Here is a 21,812-nt window from a genome sequence, read left to right as displayed (position 1 = left end):
AGCCTCTCAGAGGGATAGCGGCTAACGCGGGCTGGGACGGGTCAATAGTAGTGGGGAAGGTAAGCGAGGAGAAGGGGGCTAACGGCTTTGACGCAGCGAAGCTGGAGTACTGCGACATGATAGAGGCCGGGATAGTCGACCCTGCGAAGGTAACGAGGAGCGCGATGCAGAACGCCTCCAGCGTGGCCGGACTCCTCCTCACCACAGAAGCCCTCATCGCCGAGAAGCCTCAGGCCAAGGAAGAGATGGGCGGAGGCGGCGGAGGCGGAATGGGCCACCCCGGAATGGGAATGGGCGGCATGATGTAATTCACCGGTAGAAAATAAAACTGCATAAAAATCAGAGGCGGGCTTTCCCATGCGGAATTGCCCGCCTTTTTTTGCCGGCATATACTCCCGCCCTTCATTTATTACGACTTCAAACTGTGTTATCTTTTCTTCGAACGTGCTTAACTTCCACCTCGTAAAATCACAGATTGACTCGATGATAAGGGAGCGTAAGGACTTTGCAGGCGAGCTTTCCGATAAGATAGCGCTCGCTAAAGAGGAATTGAGACTCAGGTCGGAAAACTGGGAGGAGCTATCCCGTAAGGTCGAGGAGAGCAGGACCTCATGGCTCGTAGCCGGAATTTCCTCACCTCCCGACACCGCGCATCCCCTCCCCGAGCGCCCGCGCAGCTACACGGCCTTATCCTCCGACGGCTCCCAGATATTCCCCGACAGGCACGAGGTGCTTCCCTGCTATCTCATCAATATCAGCTCTATCGCGCTCACATACGGAGACAACGCCGGGGCGAAGCTCGAATCGGACCCTTCTCTTTTCTACCGGGACGAGGACAGGTTCACGACTTGGGGAGGGAAAAGGATCCCCGCCGACAGCGAGGTCATATCGCTCAGGAGAACGCTCATGGAATTCGAGAGGATCCTCGAGCTTGTCAAGGGGAATGAAACGGACGGAAACACCATTGCTCTTTCCGACGGGACGCTTATTCTATGGAGGCTCGAGGCGGCCCCGCCCGACTTCAGGAACGGCATAATGGTCCCGTTCCTACGCATTATGGACGAATTTAAAAACCTCCGCATCCCGGTTGCCGGTTACATAAGCTACCCCGGCAGCACGGACGTGATCAATACCCTGAGGGTGGGTCTATGTCCCGAGAAGGTGAGTTACTGCAACCGGTGCCCCTACACTGAGCTCCCCGAGCTCCCCTGCTCGCCCATCGAAGGGCTTACCGACAGGTTCCTCTTTTCGACCGTGCTCGATACTGGCGAGGCTTCCCCTGTCTTCAAAAGCTCGTCGAAGATTCTGGATATGTACGGCGTTCATCATATTTACTTCTTCTATGTCAACATCGGGGAAGAGATAGCAAGGGTCGAGATACCGGAGTGGGTCGCCGGTGACGAGAGGCTCCTTTCGCTCGTCCACACGCTCGTGTTCGACCAGGCGAAAAAAGGGAAGGGCTATCCGGTCGTTATCGCGGAGGCGCACGAGCAGGCGGTCGTGAAGGCGAAGGACAGGGACTTCTTCTTTTCGCTCGTAAGGGAGGCTATGGTGAGAGCCGATTTCGCGGTCACGGTTTCGAGGAAAGGACTGTCCAAGAGGATCCCGGGCGTATGAGCGGTTATATAGGAGAAGTAGTGGAATCGGGCACGAAGGGCTTTATAGCGCGCTCCCCCAGGGTGGGAGAAGCCCCTTCCTTCGGGAGCTTCGTAAGGACTGACGCGGGCTCTCCCGTCTATGGGCTCGTATACGAAATAATCACGGGGAGCAGGGAGCCGGGAAGGAAACCCGACGCCTATGATATGAGCATCGAGGAGCTTAGGAGAGAGCAGCCCCAGATATTCGAGCTTCTCAAGACCGAATTCCACGTGCTAACGCTTGGTTATCTGGAAGCAGGGAAAATAAGGTTCGCGCTCTCGCCCCTCCCCCCGCCGATACATTCCTTCGTTTACGAGTGCACGGACGAGGAAAAAGAGGCGCTCTCCTCTGAGGATTTTTTTCTCAGGGCCATTATCTCGTCCCCTAACGTGCCCGCCGACGACCTCATAATATCGTCGCTCCTGGGGGCGCAGAGAGCGAGGAAAAACGACAGGGACTTCATGGTCAGGATGGGAAAGAGTCTTTCAAGGTACCTGAAAGACGATTACGAGAGGCTCGCCTCGATTCTGAGACGGCTGTTGTAGTTCTTATTGGTGTTATGTAGTTCTTGATCGAATTCTCTGATTTTCTCGTCACGCTGAACCATGTCCTGAACCTTATCCCGGCCTGTCCTGAACTTGATTCAGGAACACCGATCCGGGATCGCTTCAGGATTGTTTCGGCGTTTCGTCTTTGTTCTTTTCCTGTCTTTGCGAGCTGAGCTGACGAGAGTCAGCGCATCGCGGCAATCTCACTTTTTCTTTTCTGTCATTCCCGACCTGATCGGGAATCCAGTCTTTTAATAAACAGTAGGAGCGGCTTTCCTGAAACGAGTTCAGGACAGGCCAGCCGCGATAATAAGCTCTGTTCGTCCTGCTTGCGGCATGTCGCCCATAGGCTATGAGCCGTCGGATGCTCCGGCGTAGCCGTTTATTCTCCGAATCTTTGTCATAGAAGTATGGTGGAGCCGAAAGCCTGTCGATGTGTATATATTTTCCCCCTCTCCCCAGCGTGGAACGATTGCGATGAATAAGAGCAATCGGTCGCTTTTGAACAGTGGCAAAGAAGGGTATCAACTTCAGGCTCGATGCTGCCTAAACCAAATGAGGGCAAAGGGTGAGGGGGTACATCACAGCCTGTCAATCGAATACAGCCATTACCTGATCGAAATCCCCGAGGTGTTCGAAGAGATAGTCCGGATCGTGCTCCCTCAGCTCCCCGGACGAATACCTACCTGTTGCGACCGCGACGGTCACGGCACCAGCCGCCCGCCCGTGTATGATGTCGTGGGGCGTGTCGCCTATGACGTAAATGTTCTCTATCTTATCCGAATCCTCCAGGCGAACTTTCGCCCGCTCTACCGCGACCCTAATGAGCGCTTCCCTGCTGCCCGAATCCGAGCCGAACCCGCCTACCGGGAAGTGCCGGTCGATCCCCGCCCGTCTCAGCTTTATCAGCGCGCCCCGCTCGATGTTTCCCGTGGCGATACCGAGAACCAAGTCTTCTCTGGACGAAAGTTTTTCGATCAATTTGGGAATCCCGGGCATAATATCGATCGGCGACTTTTCGACCTCTTCTTCGAGGAATACTACGTACTCCCCGTAAAATTCCTCGGCCTCGTCCTCCGTGTAATCCCTCGAAAGCATGTTCCCGAACATCTCCCTCAATATCAGCGGGTCTGTCTTGCCTGCGGCGTCTATGCCCGCCATAGCGTCCGTGTGGCCGTAAATCTTCTCGAACGCCCTGTTTGCGGCCCTCGTCCCCGCGCCGTTTGTGAGGAGGATCGTGCCGTCTATGTCGAAAAGGAGGAGTTTCATGCGTCTGCCTTTTTAAACGTTTTCGAGGACCGTAATATAGAAATCCCGTTCGAGCTCCCAGAGGACTTCAGCTTTGTCCGATATATTTCTGAGCAGGTCATCCTCCGGGTATTCCTTCTCGCTCAGCACCATGAGAAGTGAAGCTATCTCGTTCCATCTGTTGCCAATGTGGTTCATCCTTATCGACAGATTGAGCGCGCGCAGCTCCGGCATAATACCCTCCGCTTCCTTGAGGAAATCCCTGTAGATCCACCTGAACCCGCCGCCTCCCACGCCCCTTTTTTCGATCACCTGGTATCCGAACCTCGCGCACCATTTCCAGTCGGGTGCGTCCTTCCATGAGGGGAGATCCTTCGACCATTCCTTGATCATGCCGACACCCGATTCCCCTCTCGACCCCGTTCTGCCTTCGAGCATCTTTACGGCGTTCAAACGTATGGCTTCCGGAATGATATCCGTGAGCGGCCTCACTCTCCTGTCAGGGATTATGTCCATGTAGTTATAGTCGAGGGGGTTCGGCGGACTTTTGGATCCCATACCGTCGAGAAACTTGCCGTATGGAACGGACATGAGCCCCTCGAAATGCGTATCCGCGACGTACATTGTTTCGCTGTCGTCGTCATATCCCCAAACGGACACGATATGTCCGGGGAAGTGAGTCGAGGAGTTGTAGTAATCGAGATAATAAATGTCGGTCTGAATTATTACAGGTACATCTTTATCCACGGAGCTCTTGATTATGCTCAGCGCATTTTCATCGGCGTGTTTCCATGATACCGGTTCGACTGCAAGACTGAAAAACGCGGGCTCCATTCCCGGCCCCCTTACGAATATCATGCGCGTCGGGCTTATGTCGTCCCTGACCGTATAATAGAACCCTAGGCCTCCGCCGATGCCGAAGCACATAGCCTCAGACCACGGGTATCCCCAGTATGTCATTACGTCCCTGAGCGTTACAGAGCCGCAGTGAATACCCGGTATGTGGACCCATTTGTCGATGATTTTTTTCACAGGGATATAAAATTACCACAAGTTGCGATGGAATGTCCCGGCTTATCGGAGGACTATGAATGCTGCCTTTCGGTCCGGGCTGTTTTATGCCCAAAGACCTAATACTAAAGTATTAATATCAAACATGTATATAAAAAAAGAAGGACTCAAAATCAGTACTATCGTCCTCTATTTTCCCGGTTTAAATGAGTTTATATTAAATTCAAGATTCGGGGTTATGGTTGGGCAATACATGGGTGATAATTAGAAATTCGGATTATTGCCGAATCCTGCAACTTGTCGAAGCGTCCCCGGATTTGTTTGGCAACCTAACATAGCCATCATCCTCCATAGGGTGAGCCGGTGAAATCCGTTTTCGCTGGCTTACCCTTGTTTTTTTGGAGTCACTTTCATCTTCCCCGTTTCCACAGTCCGGCTGCTTGAATGATGCGCGCTGTCGAACGGACGCTTCCGCCGATTTAAGTTCACAACGATACGTGAAAGGTATTACGTTGTGCCGTTAATTATTGAATCGGGATTCTGGGGGGGAATAAAGCGGCCTCCCCCGCGGGGAGGCCGCTTGTCAGGTTTTAGTTGACCTCTACCTTGATCTCTTTGGGCTTCGCTTCCTCTTTCTTGGGGAGGGTGATTTCGAGCACGCCGTCCTTGTATGCGGCTTTAATGTTCTCGCTGTCCACCTTGTCCGATAGTGCGAACGTTCTCGTAAAGCTGCCGTAGCTGCGTTCGATCCTTACGTACTTGTCTTTTTCGGTCTTTTCCTCGAATTTCTTTTCACCCTTGAGCGTGAGGGTGCTGTTGCTGACGTCGATCTTGATGTCCTCTTTATTGACGCCGGGAAGCTCCGCTTTAAGTACGTAACCGCCTTCCGTCTCGTATACATCGACATACGGATGCCAGGTCCCGTTTGCCGGGGCCTTTACGGGCGAATGAGCGCTTGCGACCTCATCGAACCACTTGTCGAAGTCCCCGTATACGGGTCTAAAGCTCCTGAATGGTTCCCAAACTTTTATTCTCATTTTTAATGCCTCCGTTAGAATTGGTTTTAAATTCTTACTCAAAAAATATTCACGGTTTCAGGGTAGTCAAGGACGCTTTTTATAGAAAATCAAAAAATGCGGTTAAGATAATATCTGCGGACAAAAGGAGGAAAATCATGCTGACAGCCGAAAGAATTATCAAGCTTTACAATATGAAACCGCTGCCGGGGGAAGGGGGTTATTATACCGAAACCTACCGCTCGGCTGAGAATATAGAGAGATCGTCCCTGCCGGAGCGTTACGGCGCAGATAAATCATACGGCACGGCCATATTTTACCTCCTCACTCCCGAGACGCGGTCAAGGCTCCACCGGCTGAGGAGCGACGAGATATACCACTTCTATATGGGAGACCCCGTAAAGCTCGTGCTCATTCACCCGAGCGGGACGATAAAGGTGCTTTTTTTAGGTCAGGATATAAGGGCGGGGCAGTTCGTGCAGGCGGTCGTGCCTGCCGGCATATGGCAGGGCGCCCTTATACTGGAAGGGGGGCGGTTCGCGCTAATGGGTACGACTGTAGCCCCCGGCTTCGACTTCACGGATAGCGAGCTCGGGGCGCGCGAAGAGCTTCTTCTGCAATACCCTCAGCACAGGGACATAATAATCGAGCTCACCGGGGACTAAAGCTTCACCTCTATATACGCCTCCTCCTTAATCTTGTCGAGCCAGGTTTTTAGCTGCGCCTCGGCTTTTTTTCTGTATATGGCGTCTGTGATTTCTTTCCTCGTCTGCTCGTCTATGGCCAGCACCTTGCCCGAATCCGAATCGGAGCCTTTATCCTTCTCCGCCTTCTCCGACTCTGTCCTCTCGAGGACCTTGATTATGTGGTACCCGGCCGGCGATTCCACGGGGCCGGTGATGCCGCCGACAGGGGTGCCGTCCACGGCCACCTCGAGGGTCTCTATCAGGTCGCCCTTTTTGAAATAACCCAGGTCACCGCCTTTATCCGCGGAGAGGTTGTCGTCGGAGTACTCCTTTGCGAGCTCCCCGAAGTCCTGCCCCGATTTGGCGAGCTCCGCGACCTCGCTCGCCTTCTCTTCGGCTCCGGCCGTTCTTGACGATATGAGTATGTGCGCGATCTTTACCTGCCCCGCCTCTGTCTCCGTGACGGCAGGGGCGCTGCTCTCCGGGGCGCTGCCGCCGTAGTTCTCCACGTAATATTCCTTTATCTCTTCTTCCGTGACTACTATCTTGTTCTTGAGCTGCGATTCCAGTAGCTTGTTCCCGAGTGTCTGGAGTCTCCACTGCTCCCTGAAGCTCTCGGGCGTCAGGTTCTGCTTCTTGAGCACCTCGACCATCTGCTCGTCGTTAAGGCCGAATTTCTCCTGCACCTGCTTGATGCTGGCATCGAGCTCGGCCTCGCTGACCTTGATGCCTAGCTTGTCCGCTTCCTGCTCGAACAGCTTCTGCTCGATCATCTGCTGAAGCACCGAGTTCTCGTCTATCGCCTCTGTCGTTGTAGGGTTTATGCTCAAAGCCATCTCCCTCAGCTCGGAGAGCGTGATTACGTCCTCATTGACCACGGCGACCACCCTGTCGACGGTCTCTCTCGAATCCGCGGTGCCGATAAAGGCCGCGAGCGCCGCGATAATATATAGAAATATCTTGAATACGCTTCCCGGTTTATTCACTTTTCATACTCTCCTCTAATCTGTTTTTGTAAACTTCGACCCCAAGTTCCTCTCGCAGGCCGTAAACATATTCGATCAGCTTTTCGTTCAGCAGCCGGGATTCTATCTTACGCCTGACCTGACCCTCGGGGAGCGGTGCCGCCCCTTCGTCTATTTTAATTATAAAGTATCCCCCATCAACTTCCAGCGGGCCGGTTATTTCTCCCTTTTTCATACGGAATAGCTCTTCGTCGATGCCGGGGCCGAATTCGCCCCTTTGTATATATTTGGGCTTCCCGCCTTTTTTCTTGTAAGACTCTTCGTCCGAGAAATGCAGCGCGAGCTCATCCCAGTTCTCGCCCGCTTTGGCCCTCTCCGATACCTCCCCGGCTCTCGCGAGCGCCGCCTCCCTGGTTATCCCCTTTTCGGGGTCGGTCTTTATAAAAATTTCGCTTATGCCGATCTGCTCGTAATCGTTTTTATGCTCCCGGTAATAGTCGTCTATCTCGCCGTCGCTTACCTCAAGCTCCTTCAAAATCTCCTGGCCGAGCGTCTGGCCCATGAGCTGCTTCTTGAAATTCTCCGTCTTCTCGATCACGTCCTCCCTCTTGTCGATCCCCCTCCTGGCGGCCTCTGTGTAGAGGACCTTCTGGTTGATGTATATATCAAGAAACTCGCTCATTTTTTGAGGCGATGACTGATACAGCTTTCTTTGCTTAAAGGGCAGCCTCTGGAGCGCCCGGGAGATGTCCTCTGTTGTTATCTCGTCAGCTCCTACGACAGCGATTACCTCCGGGCCCGCGCCCTTTCCGCTCCGGCCCTCCCTGTGCGATCCGTAGAAATTGTTAAAATCGCTGCAGCCCGCAAGTAATGCGACCGCCGTAAAAACGGCCAGATATCTCATGCCCTCTTATCTCCTCTTGATCGTGTCTTTCTGTTTCCTGTCGCCCGCATCGGGGGTTCTCAGATTCTCGAGCAGTTTTTTTGTTTCCCCGATGGGGTCGGGCCTCTCGAAGTAAGCCTCCATCAGGCCTGACGGGGGGAAGCTTCCGTAGAGCTTCGAACTGCCGGAAAAATGCAGGACGGCCCTCCTGCTCCCTATGTCCGCTTTCTCGATCCCCAGTTTTTTCATCAATATCCTCAGTCGGATGATCTCTATGAGCGAGTACGCAGGCGCCGGTATCTCGCCGAACCTGTCCCTGAGTTCCGCCGCCATTTCCCTTATGCCCTCCTCCGTAGTTATATGCGACAGCCGCTTGTAGACGAGGAGTCTCTCGGTATCGTTCGAGATATAGTCGTCCGGTATGAACGCCGGAGTGCTGACCGATATGTCGGGCTCGGGCTCTTCGGGGGCGGCCCGGCCTTCGAGCCTCCTCACGGCTCCTTCGAGCATATCGAGGTATAGCTCGAGCCCCACGTCGGCTATGTGCCCCGACTGCTCCACCCCGAACAGCTGCCCCGCGCCCCGTATTTCGAGGTCGGAGAGCGCGAGCTTGTAGCCCGAGCCGAGCTCCCTGAATTCCGATATAGCCTTGAGCCTCCTCCTCGCGTCGAGAGTGAGGGACTCCTCCCCGGGCACGAGGAAATACGCGTATGCCTTCCTGTCCGATCTTCCCACCCTTCCCCTCAGCTGGTAGAGGTCTGCGAGCCCGAACGTGTGGGCGTCGTCAATGATTATCGTGTTGGCCCTCGGGATATCGAGCCCCGATTCGACGATCGCCGTCGTGACGAGTATGTCTACCCTGCCTTCTATGAAATTCGATATTGCTATTTCCAGGTCTCTCTCCCTCATCCTCCCGTGCGTTACCTCGATGCTGGCTCCGGGAAAGAGTTTCCTGACTCTGTCGGCGACGCGGTAAATGTCCTCTATGCGGTTGTGAATGAAAAATACGCACCCTCCGCGCTCGAGCTCTCTCGTCACCGCTTCTTGTATTATCGCCGGGCTCGATCTGTGTATGTACGTCTCTATCGACTGCCTGCCCTCGGGCGGGGTATTTATAAGACTGATGTCCCGTATCTTCGCGAGAGAGAGCTGGAGCGTCCTCGGTATCGGTGTCGCGCTCAGCGAGATCGTATCGACCCCCTCTTTTATCTTTCTCAGTTTTTCCTTCTGGGATACGCCGAACCTGTGCTCCTCGTCGATTATCACGAGGCCGAGGTCGTTGAACTTTATCTTCTCGCCCAGGAGCTTGTGCGTTCCGATGACTATGTCTATCTTCCCGTCCGCGAGCTTCGACCGGATATCGGTCTCCTGCTTCCCTGTCCTGAACCTCGAGAGCGATTCTATCGCGACCGGGTAGCCCCTGAGTCTCGCATGCGCGGTCTTGTAGTGCTGCTCCGCGAGAAGCGTGGTGGGGACCAGGAACGCGACCTGCTTTCCGTCTGTGACAGCCCTGAAGGCCGCCCTCAGAGCAACCTCCGTTTTCCCGAACCCTACGTCCCCGCAGATGAGCCTGTCCATGGGCCTCGGGGCCTCCATATCGTTCATTACGTCTTCGATAGCCGCCTCCTGGTCGGGCGTTTCCTCGTACGAGAACCCGAGCTCGAACTCCCTGAACATCTCGCCCCGCGGCGAGTAGCCGTATCCCTTGAGCGCCTTCCTCCGGGCGTAGAGCTCGAGGAGCTCCCTCGCAACGTTTTCTACGGCCGCTCTCACCCTCCTTACGCGCCTCTTCCAGCTCTCCTGGCCGAGCCTGTCTATCTTGGGGGGTTTCCCCTCGCCTATATATCTCTGTACCTGCTTGAGCCTGTCTATGGGCACGTATACCTTGTCTCCGCCCGCGTACTCGCACTGTATGAAGTCTCCCTCTGCGTCCCCGATCCTGAGCCTCTTCAAGCTCCTGAATATCCCTATGCCGAAATCCACGTGCACTATATAGTCTCCGGGCTTGAGCTCGCTGAAGGACGTGATGAATGCTGACGGTACGTCCGCGCCCCTCCTTCGGGACGCCCGCTCTCTCTTCTCCCCGAATATGTCGCCCTCGGTGAGGATTTCGAGCCTCGCCTCGGCCAGCCTGAACCCGTGCGAGAGCTCGCCCGTGTATGCGTTTATCTTCGTTATGCCCCTCTCCCGGAGGAGTATGAGAAGTTTCTCGAGCTCGGTGTGCGTCCTGAAAACGAAAAGGAGCGTATAATCCTGCTCCTTCGCTTCGTAGATATGTTCGTCTACGGCGTCGAGCGGGGATTCGGATTCTTTTCTCACCTCGATCGAGGCGGGCTCTCCGCCGAAACGGATGATCTCCTTTTTTTCGCCCGCGAATTCGAGGTCGTGTATGAGAACGTTTTGGAACCGGCCCGTAGACTCCCCGACTTCGTCCTCGGTGAAAAAGAGATCGTCCACGCCGGGCGCGATCCTGAGGTTCTTCGTTAAAAAGCCCTTCGTCAGCCCGAGCGATTCCCTCAACACCTGCATTGACTTCGAATTATCTTCGGCGTCCTCGAAAACGACGATGGTGTCCCCGTGTATGTATTCGAGCACTGAGCCCGGCTCGGGGTAAAACGCCGGGAGCAGCCACTCGATGTTCTGTACCCTTATACCGCGCTCAATGTCTTCTATAAGCGGCAGCTTTTCCCTCGCCGTGACTCCGCTCTCCTCGGCCCTCTCTTTCAGGTATTCGGCCGCGCGCCCGAGAAGCTCCGCGTCCAGTATGATTTCCGAAGCGGGCAGGATTTCGGCCCTCTCGATCTTGTCCGTGGATTTCTGGCTCTCCAGGCTGAAATGCCTGATCGAGCCGATCTCGTCCCCGATGAATTCGAGCCTCACGGGGTTTTCGCATCCCGGAGAAAAGACGTCTACAATCGAGCCCCTTCTGCTCATGTCCCCTTCGTTCTGGACAAAATCCGTAAGCGCGTAGCCCGACTTTGCGAGCCGGGATATGAGCTCGTCCCTGTAGAGCAACCCTCCCTTCTCGACGCGTATGACGGAAGCGGCGAAGGTTTTTCTCGGGATCGACTTGTCGAACAGGGCCTGAGTCTCGGCGCAGAGCGTACCTCCCCCGATCGCCGAATTGAACCACGCTATACGGTCCGCGCCCGATTTCGACGCGGTCGATGAAAATAATGGCCTTCCCGTCCCTATCTCTTTTTTTAAGAGGACGCGAGGTTTCATGCCCAGAAAAAACGACAGGTCCTGGGAGGCGGACTCCGCCCTTTTGGCAGTCGGGGAAATTACAAGGAGCGGTCTTCCCGTAGTTTCTCCGAGGGCGTAAATAAGGAAGAATTTGGACGACCCCCCGAGACCCGAGAGCGAAACCGCTCTCTCGCCGGCCTCGATCCTCCTCAAGAGGCTCCTCCACTTCCCGCTTCCGCCGAGTGTCTTCTTTACGCTTTCAAAGTTGATACGCGGTATGCCTTTCACTCCGAATAGTATATCCGGGACGCGCTCAGCCTTTGAGCTCCCGGGCTATGAGATCGCCCATCTCCCTGCACCCGACCTTCTTCGTCCCCACCTGGTATATATCGGCGGTCCTGTACCCTTTATCAAGCACTGATTTGACGGCGTTTTCGATGTCGTCGGAGGCTGTGCTCATGTCGAACGTGTACTTGAGCATCATCGCGCACGTGAGGAGCGAGGCAATCGGGTTCGCAATATCCTGCCCGGCTATATCGGGCGCGCTCCCGTGAACGGGCTCGTAGATCGCCCCTGCGCCGATGCTGGCCGAGGGCAGCATGCCGAGGGACCCCGTAAGCTGCGCTGCCTCGTCGCTTATGATGTCTCCGAACAGATTTCCCGCCAGCATGACGTCGAAGCTCCTGGGCCTCCTGATGAGCTGCATCGCCGCGTTGTCCACGTACAGGTGCTCGAGCTCGACGTCCGGATATTCGGCGTCGTGGACCATCGTTACCACGGTCCTCCAGAGCTGCATTACTTCGAGCACGTTGGCTTTATCGATCGACGTCACCTTGTTCCTTCTCTTCCCCGCTATATTAAAGGCCACCCTCGCAATCCTCTCGATCTCCCCGGTCGTGTACACTAGCGTATTGAACCCCTTTTCCTCGCCGTTCGGGAGCTTTTCGATCCCGCGCGGGCTGCCGAAGTATATGCCTCCCGTGAGCTCCCTCACGACCATTATGTCGGCTCCCTCGATGACCTCCCTCTTGAGCGTCGAGGCGTCGGCGAGCGCGGGGTATACCACCGCGGGCCTCAGATTCGCAAACGCGTCGAGCTCCTTTCTGAGCGCGAGCAGGCCGGCCTCCGGTTTCCTCGAATGCTCGAGGTTCTCCCATTTCGGCCCCCCCACGGCCCCCATGAGCACCGCGTCCGAGGCCTTGGCTTTTTTAAGCACCTCTTTCGTCACCGGCACTCCGTGGGCGTCTATCGAGCTTCCTCCGAAGAGCTCGGTCTCGAATTCAAAGCCGATATTGTGCTTTTTACCCAGGATCTCGAGTATCCCGAGACTCACGTTCGTAACTTCAACACCTATGCCGTCACCGGGCAGAACGAGTACTTTAGGCAATCTGTTTCTCCTTTTCGGTTCTTTTTGAAATGCACCCTATTTTACCCACGTTAATATTGGAGAGGAAGCCCTCCCGGCCCGAAAGCCTCCGTTTGAAATAAAACGCCCAAAGCGGCGGGTGAGCACCCGCAGGCATACGATTCTCGGCTCCTACTCTGTTCAACCAAACCCATTCGCACTGAGCGTGTCGAAGTGCGTTGTTTTTAGTCTTTTCCTTTCCCCGACATTCACAGAAATGGCGTGAAAAAAATCAGCTGTTAACGCGTTAAAATGTTTCAGGGTTGCGGGTAGAATTGAAACATTTTAGCGTTAACTTGGGATTTTTTAGCCAATTCTGTACTGTCGGGTGATTTTTGCTTCTTTTCATCAAGGAAAAGAAGAAAAATATACCGCTTTTAATGTATTCTGATAGGACAACTTTTGTCCACGAATTGCTTGACATCTACATCTGACGACGAGGCCTGATAGTGAGCTTTCTTCGGAAAAAGTGGCTTGTTTCCCTTCTTCTTTTTCTCGTTTCCTTCGGAGCCTACGTCCCCTCCCTCCGGAACGACTTCGTATGGGACGACGTGGAGACGATCGAGCAGAGCTACTACTCGTACAATGCGTCGAGCGTAGGCTACATGTTCTTCCCTCCCGTGAAAGAGACGAAGGACGTGCTGTATTACCGGCCGCTTATCTACTCTTCGATGGTTCTCGACAAAACCCTCTGGGGCGTCTCCGCTTTCGGTTTCCATTTGACTAATATAGTCCTCAACGCGCTCACGACCGTTTCCATGTACCTGTTCGCCCTCCTTCTTCTGGGGGAGCTCGGGTATGAGAGAAGGCACGCGGCTGCATTTATTGCGGGCGTCCTCTTCGCTTTTTATCCCATGCACGTGGAATCGGTCTCGTGGGTCTCGGGCAGATCGGACGTGCTCTGCGCTCTCTTTTTTTTCCTCGCATTCATTTTCCATATCCTCTCTGTGAAAAAAGCGGGCTTCCTTGTTCTGACGGCGGTCTCCTTCTCGTTGTCTCTTTTGTCAAAGGAGGTCGCGGTCGTCTTCCCTTTAACGGCGCTCGCGTTCGATCTCATTAACAGGAGTAAGGGGAGGAAGATGAATATCCTGAGATACGCCGTGTACGCGTCGGTGCTGGCCCTCTTCCTTTATCTGAGGGGAAGGACTTACGTCAATTTCCCGGAGCTTTCGAGCGTGCGCGTGCCGGGCGGGACTGCGCTGACGGAGGTAGGAGACGGGGCGGCCGTAATCCCGGGGGTGATCGAGGTGCTGTCGGTCTCTTACAGCTATTACTTCTCGAAGCTCGTATTCCCTTTTACGTTCAACGCCTTTACGGAGTCTCCGCCCGGCGGGCCGGCTCATCTGATCGCCGCAGCTCTGGCATTCGGGCTCATAGCGCTCTGGGTTATATATTCGATAAAGAAACGGCGTAACGTGAGCGCCTTCGCTCTCCTCTGGATCCCCGTCACACTTTTCCCCTCTGCGCTTATAGCCTTGACGGATATCCCGTCCGCTTCCTTAGCGGAGAGGTATTTATACATACCCTCGGCCGGCTTATGTCTCCTCCTGGGCTCCGTATTCGCTCATCAGTGGGACAGCGCGTGGGTCGGAAGGATCTCGCTCACGGCGTTTTTTCTTCTGGCAGCTTTTTATTTATTATTTGCCGTCGGCCGCCAGGGGGTCTGGAGAAACGGCGTGGCGCTGTGGGAAGATACGACGAGGAAATCACCAGGGAGTGCGATTCCGCGTATTAATTACGGGATCGCCCTTCTCGACGCGGGCAGGGAAGACGAGGCGCTTAAAGAGCTCCACAAGAATTTCCTGGAGGGCGTAAAAATCAGCGACAAGGGACGGTCCGTGACAGCCAACAATATAGGCGTCGTGTATATTAACAAAAAAGATATCCGTAGTGCCGAAGAATGGTTCCTCAAAGCCTACGGTTACGATCCGGGATATTACAAGACGAGCTACCACCTGGGGCTTGTCAATTATCTGAAAGGGAAATCGGGCGGCTCGAGGGAGCATTACCTGGCCTCCCTGAAATATACAAATAAGGCGGTTCGATTGCGGCCTCATTACGGGAAGGCTTATCTGCTGCTCGCAATGGTCTATTTCGAGCTCGGGGACGGGGAGAAGGCCCGGGAGAATGCGGGACTCGCAATCGAGAGCGGTCTCACGGATCCGCTTGCGGAAAAAGCCCGGAAGATAATGAAAGCCCCCGACTGAGCGTAATTAGGTTGGGTTCGGTATTACCTCGTCGATGAGAGTTATCTTATTGTTGTAGATGTTAAATAATTCAGGGCTGGAATTCTCCTGGATAACATGTAATGAAAGGGGGTTTGTATTTTCCGACATTCACAGAATCCGGCGGCGCACAATGTGTGCTGATAAACGATTCTTTCCAAGCTCTTTTGTTTAGCCAGCACCGCACCCAACCCGTTCGCCCTGAGCTTGTCGAAGGGTTGAACATGTATAAATCTCGTGTCATGGTGGGTGGAATTGATAGATTTTAGCCGTAATAAGATATTTTAGCCGGGATTCTGTGCTGTCGGATGATTTTTGCTTCTTTTCATCAAGGAAAAGAAGAATAATATATAGCTTTCTTATGTATTCCGATGGGACAACTTTTGTCCACGAATTACTTGATACCTACACTTGTGACGTTATGGCCGCAAAAAAAAGAAAAAAAACGAGAGTGGAGATAACGGAGAAGCAGTCAGGCGCTGCTCCCGCTGCCCGCGACGAGTCGGACAGCCGGGTTCTCGGAATAATCAGGCACAGGGCATTTGCCGCGGCGCTGTTGTTCATTGTATCGTTCTCGGTATTTATCCCTTCTCTCGGGAACGGTCTCGTCTGGGACGACGTCACGTATGTCCTAAAGTGGGCTCAGCGGCTGGAATCAGAAAAGCTCGACTACAAGATGTTAGCCCCCAAGCGGCCGGATGAGTCCAGGGCCCGTAAATATTACAGGCCCGTTTACTACGCATCACTGGTCATAGACAACCGGGTCTGGGGCGTCTCGCCGTTCGGGTTCCATCTTACCAGCATAATCCTGCATTCGCTCTCAACGGTGCTCCTTTACTTCCTGATACTCCTCCTTTTCAAGGAATTCAAAAGAGGGGCGGGGGATGGCGAAGCCTTTCTCTCCTCGATGCTCTTCGCGCTCTATCCGCTGCACGTCGAATCCGTTTCTTTTATCGCAGCGAGGGGGGACATACTTGCCGGGATGTTTTTCCTCCTGTGTCTCATTTTCTATATACTGTCGTACAGGAATTTCTTCTTCGTTATACCGGCCGCGGTCTCTTTCTATCTTTCGTTTCTATCGAAGGAGGTCGCGTTTTCGTTCCCTATCATAATACTCGGCTTCGATCTCATAAGCAGAAGGCTCATGACCCGGACAAACATTTTCAAATATCTCATAATCGGCGCTCTTGTCCTCGTTTACTTTTATCTGAGGTCCGGTTCTTTTACGAATTTCCTCAACATCGTCGATACTTACAGCTACCGTGAAGCGGGGGTGGCCCCCGGTGTCGGCGAATTCGTCACGATCTTTCTCGGTACGTATCTTTTCTATGCGGGGAAGCTGCTCTTCCCGTACGGTCTCAACCACTTCATCGGCACGATACCGGGCGGGGACGCGCTGCACATAATAATTTCTGTACTATTCATCGTGGCTGTTGTGGCGGTTTTCATAATTTCGGTCAAAAAGAAAGAGAACGTTACCGCATTCTCGCTGCTCTGGATCTTCGCGGCCCTCGGCCCCGCGGTTATGATAGCTATATACCCGTTCGCGATAACGCGCTTTGCCGAAAGGTTCGTCTACGTCCCTTCCATGGGCTACTGCCTGCTCGCGGGCTACCTGATCGTGAGGGGAGGCAGGCTGACGGGGAGTAGGTGGGCCGGCCTGGCCGCAGGCGCCTTGTTGTGCGCTTCCTATCTGATAGTGACGGTCAGGGGTCAGGATGTATGGACGGACCAGGTCACGTTCTGGGAGGCCGCCGTGGAGAGGTCGCCGGACCAGATTATTCCCAAGGTCAACTACGGCGAAGCGCTCAGGAATTCGGGCAGGGTCGACGAGGCTATCGGACAGCATCTGGCCGCGCTCGGCCCAGGCGTCGAAAGTACTGCCCGCGGTAAGGCCATGGCCGCAAGCTCCCTCGCTGCCGATTATATCCAGAAAGGTGATTACACGAACGCCGAAAAGTATTTCAAGGTTGCCCTCGATTATAATCCCGCAACAGAGGGTCAGTATTATTATCACATGGGCCTTATATCCCTGAGAAAGAACGATGTTGCTGCTGCAGGCGACTATCTCCGGAAAGCCGTAGAGATCGACTCCAATAATGCGAAAGCTCATTATCTTTTGGGTGCGGTGTATGCCATAGAGGCGGATGAAAATAAATCCGCCGATAAGTTCGGGCTTGCAGCCGGGTCGCTCGAGCGCGCGCTCAAATACGATCCGGGGTTAGTAGACGCGAGAATCCTCCTCGCACAGGTTTATATTGCCCTCGGGGACAGGGAGAGCGCCAGGGCGCAGGCTGAGGCCGCCTTGAGGGCGACGTCCGATCCTCAAGCCGTCCGCCAGGCTCGGGCTATACTTGATGCGGTCGGCAAGGGCCGCTGATATGGGCATCCGCCCTGTCCCGGAAAGCGGTCAGGCGGATTCGCAAGAGGTCGAAGCCCGTAGTATAATAGACGCTCCTGAGCGACTGCTCTGCAATGACGGGATCGGAAGCCCCGTCACTGGAAATCCTCTCCGGATCGTAATATGTGGACCGAAAAAATGAAAAAGCCGGGAGAGAAGATGACAGAGACTCCGCCCGCAGGGACGCCCGAAGCCCCGCGTCCCTCTGACAGAAGGATTCTGAGGATAATCAAGCACAGGGCGTTCGTGGCGGTGCTCCTGTTCCTGGTCTCGTTCTCCGTGTTCGTACCGTCGCTCGATAACGGGCTCGTGTGGGACGATTTAAGGTTTGTCCAGAGCTGGGGGCCCAAACTCAGGTACGCGGAGCTGGGTTTCGAGACACTGTTCCACTCGAGGCCCGAGGAGGTCAGGACTGCAAAATATTTCAGGCCGATGTTTTTCACCTCGCTCGTCCTGGACAGCAGGATGTGGGGGAGCTCGCCTTTCGGATACCACCTGACGAACGTAGTCATGCATTCGGTCTCTACGGTGCTCCTTTACTTCCTGATCCTCCTGTTATTTAAAGAGTTTAAAAGGGGGCCGGGAGAGAGCGTGGCTTTTCTCTCGGGAATGCTGTTCGCTCTATATCCCCTCCACGTCGAATCGGTCTCGTTTATCTCCGCGAGGGGGGACCTGCACGCCGGGATGTTCTTGCTCCTGAGTCTCATTTTCTACATACTCTCCAACAGTCGGATCTTCTTCATCGTATTTGCCGGGTTCTTTTTCTATCTTTCCTTTCTCTCGAAAGAGGTGGCGTTTTCGTTCCCCTTGATCATACTCGGCCTCGATCTCATAAGCGGGAGGCTCTTTAACCGCGCCAATATCGTTAAGTACGCGGTCATCGGCTCTCTTGTATTGTTTTATGCTTATTTCAGGTGGGGTTCTCTAGAGAATACTCTCACTATTCTCGACGCTGGAGAATTCGATGAAACAGACGGCTCCCCGGGCGCCTGGAAAGTCATCACCACGTTTCTAGGCGCGTATCTTTTCTATGCGCAGAAGCTCCTGTTTCCGTACGATCTCAACCACTTCATCGCATCGATCCCGATCGGGGGCGCACCGCAAATTATTATTTCGCTCCTGCTCATAGCCGCGGTTACCGCGGGATTCATAGTTTCGATCAGGAAGAAGGAGAAAGTCACCGCCTTCTCGCTGCTCTGGATTTTCACGACCCTGGGCCCGGCGGTATTGATAGCGATATACCCGCTGGCGTTGACCAAGTTCGCGGAGAGGTTCCTGTACGTCCCTTCTGCGGGGTACTGCCTGCTCCTGGGGTATTGGATAGTGAGGGGCGGGAGTCTCATCGGGAGAGAATGGGCCGGCCTGGCCGCGGGCGGATTGTTATGCGTTTCTTTTCTGATCGTTACCGTGAAGGGGCAGGAGGTCTGGAGGGACGAGATTACGCTCTGGGAGGCCGCGGTCAGTAAGACACCCGACCGGATTACACCGAGAGTCAACTACGGAGAAGCGCTCAGGAAGGCGGGCAGGGTCGACGAGGCTATACAGCAGCATACGGCCGCGCTCGGTCCCGAAATCAAAGCTACGAACCGCGGGAGGGGCATAGCCGCGGGCGCCCTCGCGCTTGACTATATTGAAAAGGGCGATTACGGGAGCGCCGAAAAGTATCTGAATGCGGCCCGCGAATATGACACCGGGCAGGAAGGAGAATACAATTTTTACATGGGCTATATGTCTCTGAAGCAAAATAATATCTCGGCAGCCCGCGGCTATCTAGAGAGAGCGGTCGAGGTCAAGCATAGGAACCCTAAGGCGCTATACATGTTGGGCCTTGTGTATTCCATCCAGGCTCGGCAGCAAAGGTCTTACGACTTGTTAATGCTGTCGACGCGCTCGCTCGAGGACGCGGTCGCATACGAAGCGGGGTTCATAGAAGCGAGGGTCCTCCTCGCCCGGGTCTACCTGGCTCTCGGGGAGAGGGAGAAGGCGGGGGAGCAGGCCGAGGTCCTTCTCAGGATCGCGTCCGATCCCCGGGTCCACGAAGAGGCGCAATCGATTCTCAGGACGGTCAATTCCGACCGCTGACGCGTGTATGGGGTTTTTCGCTTCCGAGGTTATTCAACGTAATTGGTGAGCTTACCTATTCCCTCGATCTCCACTTCCACGGTATCGCCCCGCTTCATAGGCCCCACGCCTGCGGGAGTGCCGGTCGATATGATGTCCCCCGGAAGGAGCGTCATGACCTTCGATATGAAGCTCACGAGCCGGGGCACGCTGAAAATCAGGTTCTTCGTGTTTGAGTGCTGCTTCCTCTCGCCGTTGAGATAGGTCGATATCTCGAGGCCGCCCGGGTCTATATCGGTTTCTATCACAGGCCCCGCGGGGGCGAACGTATCGAAACCCTTTGCCCTAGTGAACTGGATGTCCCGCGCCTGGAGATCGCGCGCGGTGACGTCGTTCAGGCACGTATAGCCGAGCACGTAATCGAGCGCTTCCCCTTCTTCAACGTGCCTCGCCTGTTTTCTGATCACGAGTGCGAGCTCCCCTTCGTAGTCGACGTGCGAGGACATATGCGCGGGGTAGATTATCTTGTCCCCGTGTCCGATCAGCGAAGTGCTCGGCTTGATGAAGAGCCTGGGCTCTTCCGGCAAATCCCTCCCCATTTCGATCGCGTGGTCCTTGTAGTTGAGCCCGACTGCGACTATCTTGGTCGGCGCTGCAGGCGGGAGAACCTTTACTTCCCCCTGGTCGAACGTATGCCCCGTCGCCTCGAATTTCCCGAATATGTCCCCTTCCAGCTCTTGAATCTTGCCCGAGTCCGGGGTCCCGTATCTCGTCTTCCTGTCCTGTGTCTCGAATCTGAGGATCTTCATATGCTCATCTCTCCAAAGTTGTAGTTTGGCTTTCGTCAGCGCACGGGATTATACACGAATCAATACTTGACTTCCTTTAAATACAGCCCCCGGGCGGGGGCTGCATGCACGAACTTCGTTTTCTCCCCCGATTCCAGGATTTCGCGGAACTGCGCGGGGGTGATTTTTTCCTTGCCCACCTGAACGAGCGTGCCGACAATCAGCCTGACCATCCTCTTCATGAATCCGTCGGCTTCGATGCTGAACTCCAGCATGTCTTTCCGTTTTGTAATTCCGGCGCCGAGCACCGTCCTTACGGTGGATTTCACAGTGGCCTCGGACTGCGCGAATGCCCTGAAGTCGTGCTCCCCGATGAGCGCGCCCGCAGCCTCGCTCATTAAACGCGCCTTCAGGGGATATGGTATGAACCATGCCCTGTCCCTCAGTATCGCGGACGGGAAAGGGCGGTTCAATATTTTATATGTGTAAGTTTTACTCTTAGCGGAGAGCTGGGCGTGAAACCCCGGCTCCGCTTCTTCCGCGTCCGTTATCACTATATCCTTCGGGAGGAGCGAATTGAGCCCCTTCTGAAGCTCGGAGGGGCTGAGCGCTGTCTCTGTCCTGAAGCTCGCCACCTGCCCGAGCGCGTGCACCCCCGAATCCGTTCTGCCCGAGCCCAGGAGCTTTATGTTCTCCCCCGTTATCGTCCTGAGGGACGTCTCTATCGTCTCCTGTATCGTCGGCCCCGAGGGCTGACGCTGCCAGCCCGCGTAGTCGGACCCGTCGTATTCGATCGTAAGCTTGATGTTCCTCACGTCTAGACGCCGCCCTTATCGAATTTTATCCGCGGGTCGAGGACGACGTAGAGTATGTCCACGATCAGGTTCGCGAGGACGAGTATTATCGTATACACGATCGTTATCCCCATGACGAGCGGGTAGTCCCTGTTCGAGACCGCCATTACGAAGAACCTTCCCGTCCCCGGTATCGCGAATATGTGCTCGACGACGAAGGACCCCGTGACGAGAAAAGCGGTGATCGGGCCGAGCACGGTGACTACGGGTATGAGTGCGTTTCTCAGTATGTGTTTCGTGACCACGCTGAAATCGCCGAGCCCCTTGGCCCTGGCCGTCCTTATAAAAAGTGCTTTCGACGTATCGAGCATGCTCGCGCGTATGAGGCGTGCTATGTATGCCGCGGGCCCGGCCGCAAGCGTCAGAGCCGGAAGCACTACGTGGGCGGGGCTTCCCCAGAGCGCCGCCGGCAGCCACCTCAGCTTCACGGAGAATACGTAGATAAGCAAGGCCCCGGTTACGAAGGTCGGTACGGACACGAGCGCCGTCGCGATCGATACGGAAGCGAAATCGACCGCCCCCCCGGCTTTCGTCGCCGAAGCGATGCCGATTGCGCAGCCGAGCAAGACCGCTATAACGAGGCTTATGAGCCCGAGCTCGACCGAAACCGGAAGCGTTTCGCCTATTATCTCGTTTACTGACCTGTCGATATATTTATAGGACGGACCGAAATCGCCCCGTGCGAGGCCGCTCAAATATGAGAAGTACTGTTTCCAGACAGGCTCGTCGAGGTGGTATTTTGCCTCTATGTTTTTTTTGATCTGGGGAGGGAGCTTTTTTTCGGCGTCGAACGGCCCCCCGGGTAGAGTCCTCAGAAGAAAAAAGGTTATCGTCACGACTGCGAATATTACGAAGATTCCCGTCAGTGCCCGGCTGAGGACGAATTTCCCGATCAAG

General features: G+C 54.8%; 17 protein-coding genes. 7 read left to right on the top strand and 10 right to left on the bottom strand.

Annotated features, from left to right (window positions below; genetic code table 11):
- From AB1598_13880 to AB1598_13870, 3 genes are all read left to right on the top strand, one after another.
- A partial coding sequence (locus AB1598_13880) for a TCP-1/cpn60 chaperonin family protein (GenBank protein ID MEW6146096.1) occupies positions 1-308 on the top strand: 308 nt, incomplete at its 5' end.
- A 175-nt stretch (positions 309-483) separates the two neighbouring features.
- Positions 484-1,617, top strand: coding sequence for a DNA double-strand break repair nuclease NurA (locus AB1598_13875; GenBank protein MEW6146095.1), 1,134 nt, complete (start codon positions 484-486; stop codon positions 1,615-1,617).
- The gene (locus AB1598_13870) at positions 1,614-2,183 is read left to right on the top strand and encodes an HAS-barrel domain-containing protein (protein MEW6146094.1); all 570 of its coding nucleotides are present in this window, start codon (positions 1,614-1,616) and stop codon (positions 2,181-2,183) included. The genes AB1598_13875 and AB1598_13870 overlap by 4 nt, the downstream gene beginning before the upstream one ends.
- A gap of 594 nt (positions 2,184-2,777) precedes the next feature.
- On the opposite strand, the gene AB1598_13865 is transcribed toward AB1598_13870, so the two are convergent.
- The 3 genes from AB1598_13865 to AB1598_13855 form a co-directional block, all read right to left on the bottom strand.
- Positions 2,778-3,455, bottom strand: a complete 678-nt coding sequence (locus AB1598_13865; protein ID MEW6146093.1) for an HAD hydrolase-like protein — start codon at positions 3,453-3,455, stop codon at positions 2,778-2,780.
- Between the two features lie 12 nt (positions 3,456-3,467).
- A complete protein-coding gene (locus AB1598_13860; protein MEW6146092.1) occupies positions 3,468-4,466 on the bottom strand; it encodes a BtrH N-terminal domain-containing protein in 999 nt (332 codons plus the stop codon).
- A gap of 569 nt (positions 4,467-5,035) precedes the next feature.
- Positions 5,036-5,482: an Hsp20/alpha crystallin family protein gene (locus tag AB1598_13855; GenBank protein MEW6146091.1), complete on the bottom strand. Its 447-nt coding sequence runs from the start codon at positions 5,480-5,482 to the stop codon at positions 5,036-5,038.
- Between the two features lie 137 nt (positions 5,483-5,619).
- On the opposite strand from AB1598_13855, the gene AB1598_13850 reads away from it, so the two are divergent.
- Positions 5,620-6,126, top strand: coding sequence for a cupin domain-containing protein (locus AB1598_13850; GenBank protein ID MEW6146090.1), 507 nt, complete (start codon positions 5,620-5,622; stop codon positions 6,124-6,126).
- Here the strand turns inward: AB1598_13850 and AB1598_13845 are convergent.
- Genes AB1598_13845 through leuB form a run of 4 tightly spaced genes read right to left on the bottom strand, consistent with a single transcriptional unit; the run spans position 6,123 to position 12,568 of the window.
- On the bottom strand, positions 6,123-7,133 hold the full coding sequence (locus tag AB1598_13845) for a peptidylprolyl isomerase (protein MEW6146089.1): 1,011 nt from the start codon (positions 7,131-7,133) through the stop codon (positions 6,123-6,125). The two genes, AB1598_13850 and AB1598_13845, sit on opposite strands and share 4 nt — an antisense overlap.
- Positions 7,126-8,016: a peptidylprolyl isomerase gene (locus AB1598_13840; protein MEW6146088.1), complete on the bottom strand. Its 891-nt coding sequence runs from the start codon at positions 8,014-8,016 to the stop codon at positions 7,126-7,128. The genes AB1598_13845 and AB1598_13840 overlap by 8 nt, the downstream gene beginning before the upstream one ends.
- A gap of 6 nt (positions 8,017-8,022) precedes the next feature.
- A complete protein-coding gene (mfd, locus tag AB1598_13835; protein MEW6146087.1) occupies positions 8,023-11,469 on the bottom strand; it encodes a transcription-repair coupling factor in 3,447 nt (1,148 codons plus the stop codon).
- 25 nt (positions 11,470-11,494) lie between these two features.
- Entirely contained in the window at positions 11,495-12,568 is a 1,074-nt protein-coding gene (leuB, locus tag AB1598_13830) for a 3-isopropylmalate dehydrogenase (GenBank protein MEW6146086.1), read from the bottom strand.
- Positions 12,569-13,035: 467 nt separating this feature from the next.
- Between leuB and AB1598_13825 the strand changes: the two genes are divergently transcribed.
- The 3 genes from AB1598_13825 to AB1598_13815 all read left to right on the top strand — a co-directional run bounded on the left by AB1598_13825 (position 13,036) and on the right by AB1598_13815 (position 19,294).
- Positions 13,036-14,793: a hypothetical protein gene (locus AB1598_13825; GenBank protein ID MEW6146085.1), complete on the top strand. Its 1,758-nt coding sequence runs from the start codon at positions 13,036-13,038 to the stop codon at positions 14,791-14,793.
- Positions 14,794-15,232: 439 nt separating this feature from the next.
- Entirely contained in the window at positions 15,233-17,191 is a 1,959-nt protein-coding gene (locus tag AB1598_13820; protein MEW6146084.1) for a tetratricopeptide repeat protein, read from the top strand.
- A 144-nt stretch (positions 17,192-17,335) separates the two neighbouring features.
- A complete protein-coding gene (locus AB1598_13815) occupies positions 17,336-19,294 on the top strand; it encodes a tetratricopeptide repeat protein (protein MEW6146083.1) in 1,959 nt (652 codons plus the stop codon).
- Positions 19,295-19,323: 29 nt separating this feature from the next.
- Here the strand turns inward: AB1598_13815 and AB1598_13810 are convergent, their stop codons facing one another.
- From AB1598_13810 to AB1598_13800, 3 genes are read right to left on the bottom strand one after another with little or no spacing between them, the layout of a single operon-like run.
- Entirely contained in the window at positions 19,324-20,082 is a 759-nt protein-coding gene (locus AB1598_13810) for a fumarylacetoacetate hydrolase family protein (protein ID MEW6146082.1), read from the bottom strand.
- 59 nt (positions 20,083-20,141) lie between these two features.
- Positions 20,142-20,876: a tRNA pseudouridine(38-40) synthase TruA gene (gene truA, locus AB1598_13805; protein ID MEW6146081.1), complete on the bottom strand. Its 735-nt coding sequence runs from the start codon at positions 20,874-20,876 to the stop codon at positions 20,142-20,144.
- A gap of 2 nt (positions 20,877-20,878) precedes the next feature.
- Entirely contained in the window at positions 20,879-21,808 is a 930-nt protein-coding gene (locus AB1598_13800; GenBank protein MEW6146080.1) for an ABC transporter permease, read from the bottom strand.
- Positions 21,809-21,812 lie beyond the last annotated feature (4 nt).

It is taken from the genome of Thermodesulfobacteriota bacterium, assembly GCA_040754335.1.
Classification (GTDB): domain Bacteria; phylum Desulfobacterota_D; class UBA1144; order Nemesobacterales; family UBA2774; genus 2-12-FULL-53-21.
Note: the sequence above shows the minus strand (reverse complement) of the source record. Positions and strands in the feature narration are given on the sequence as shown.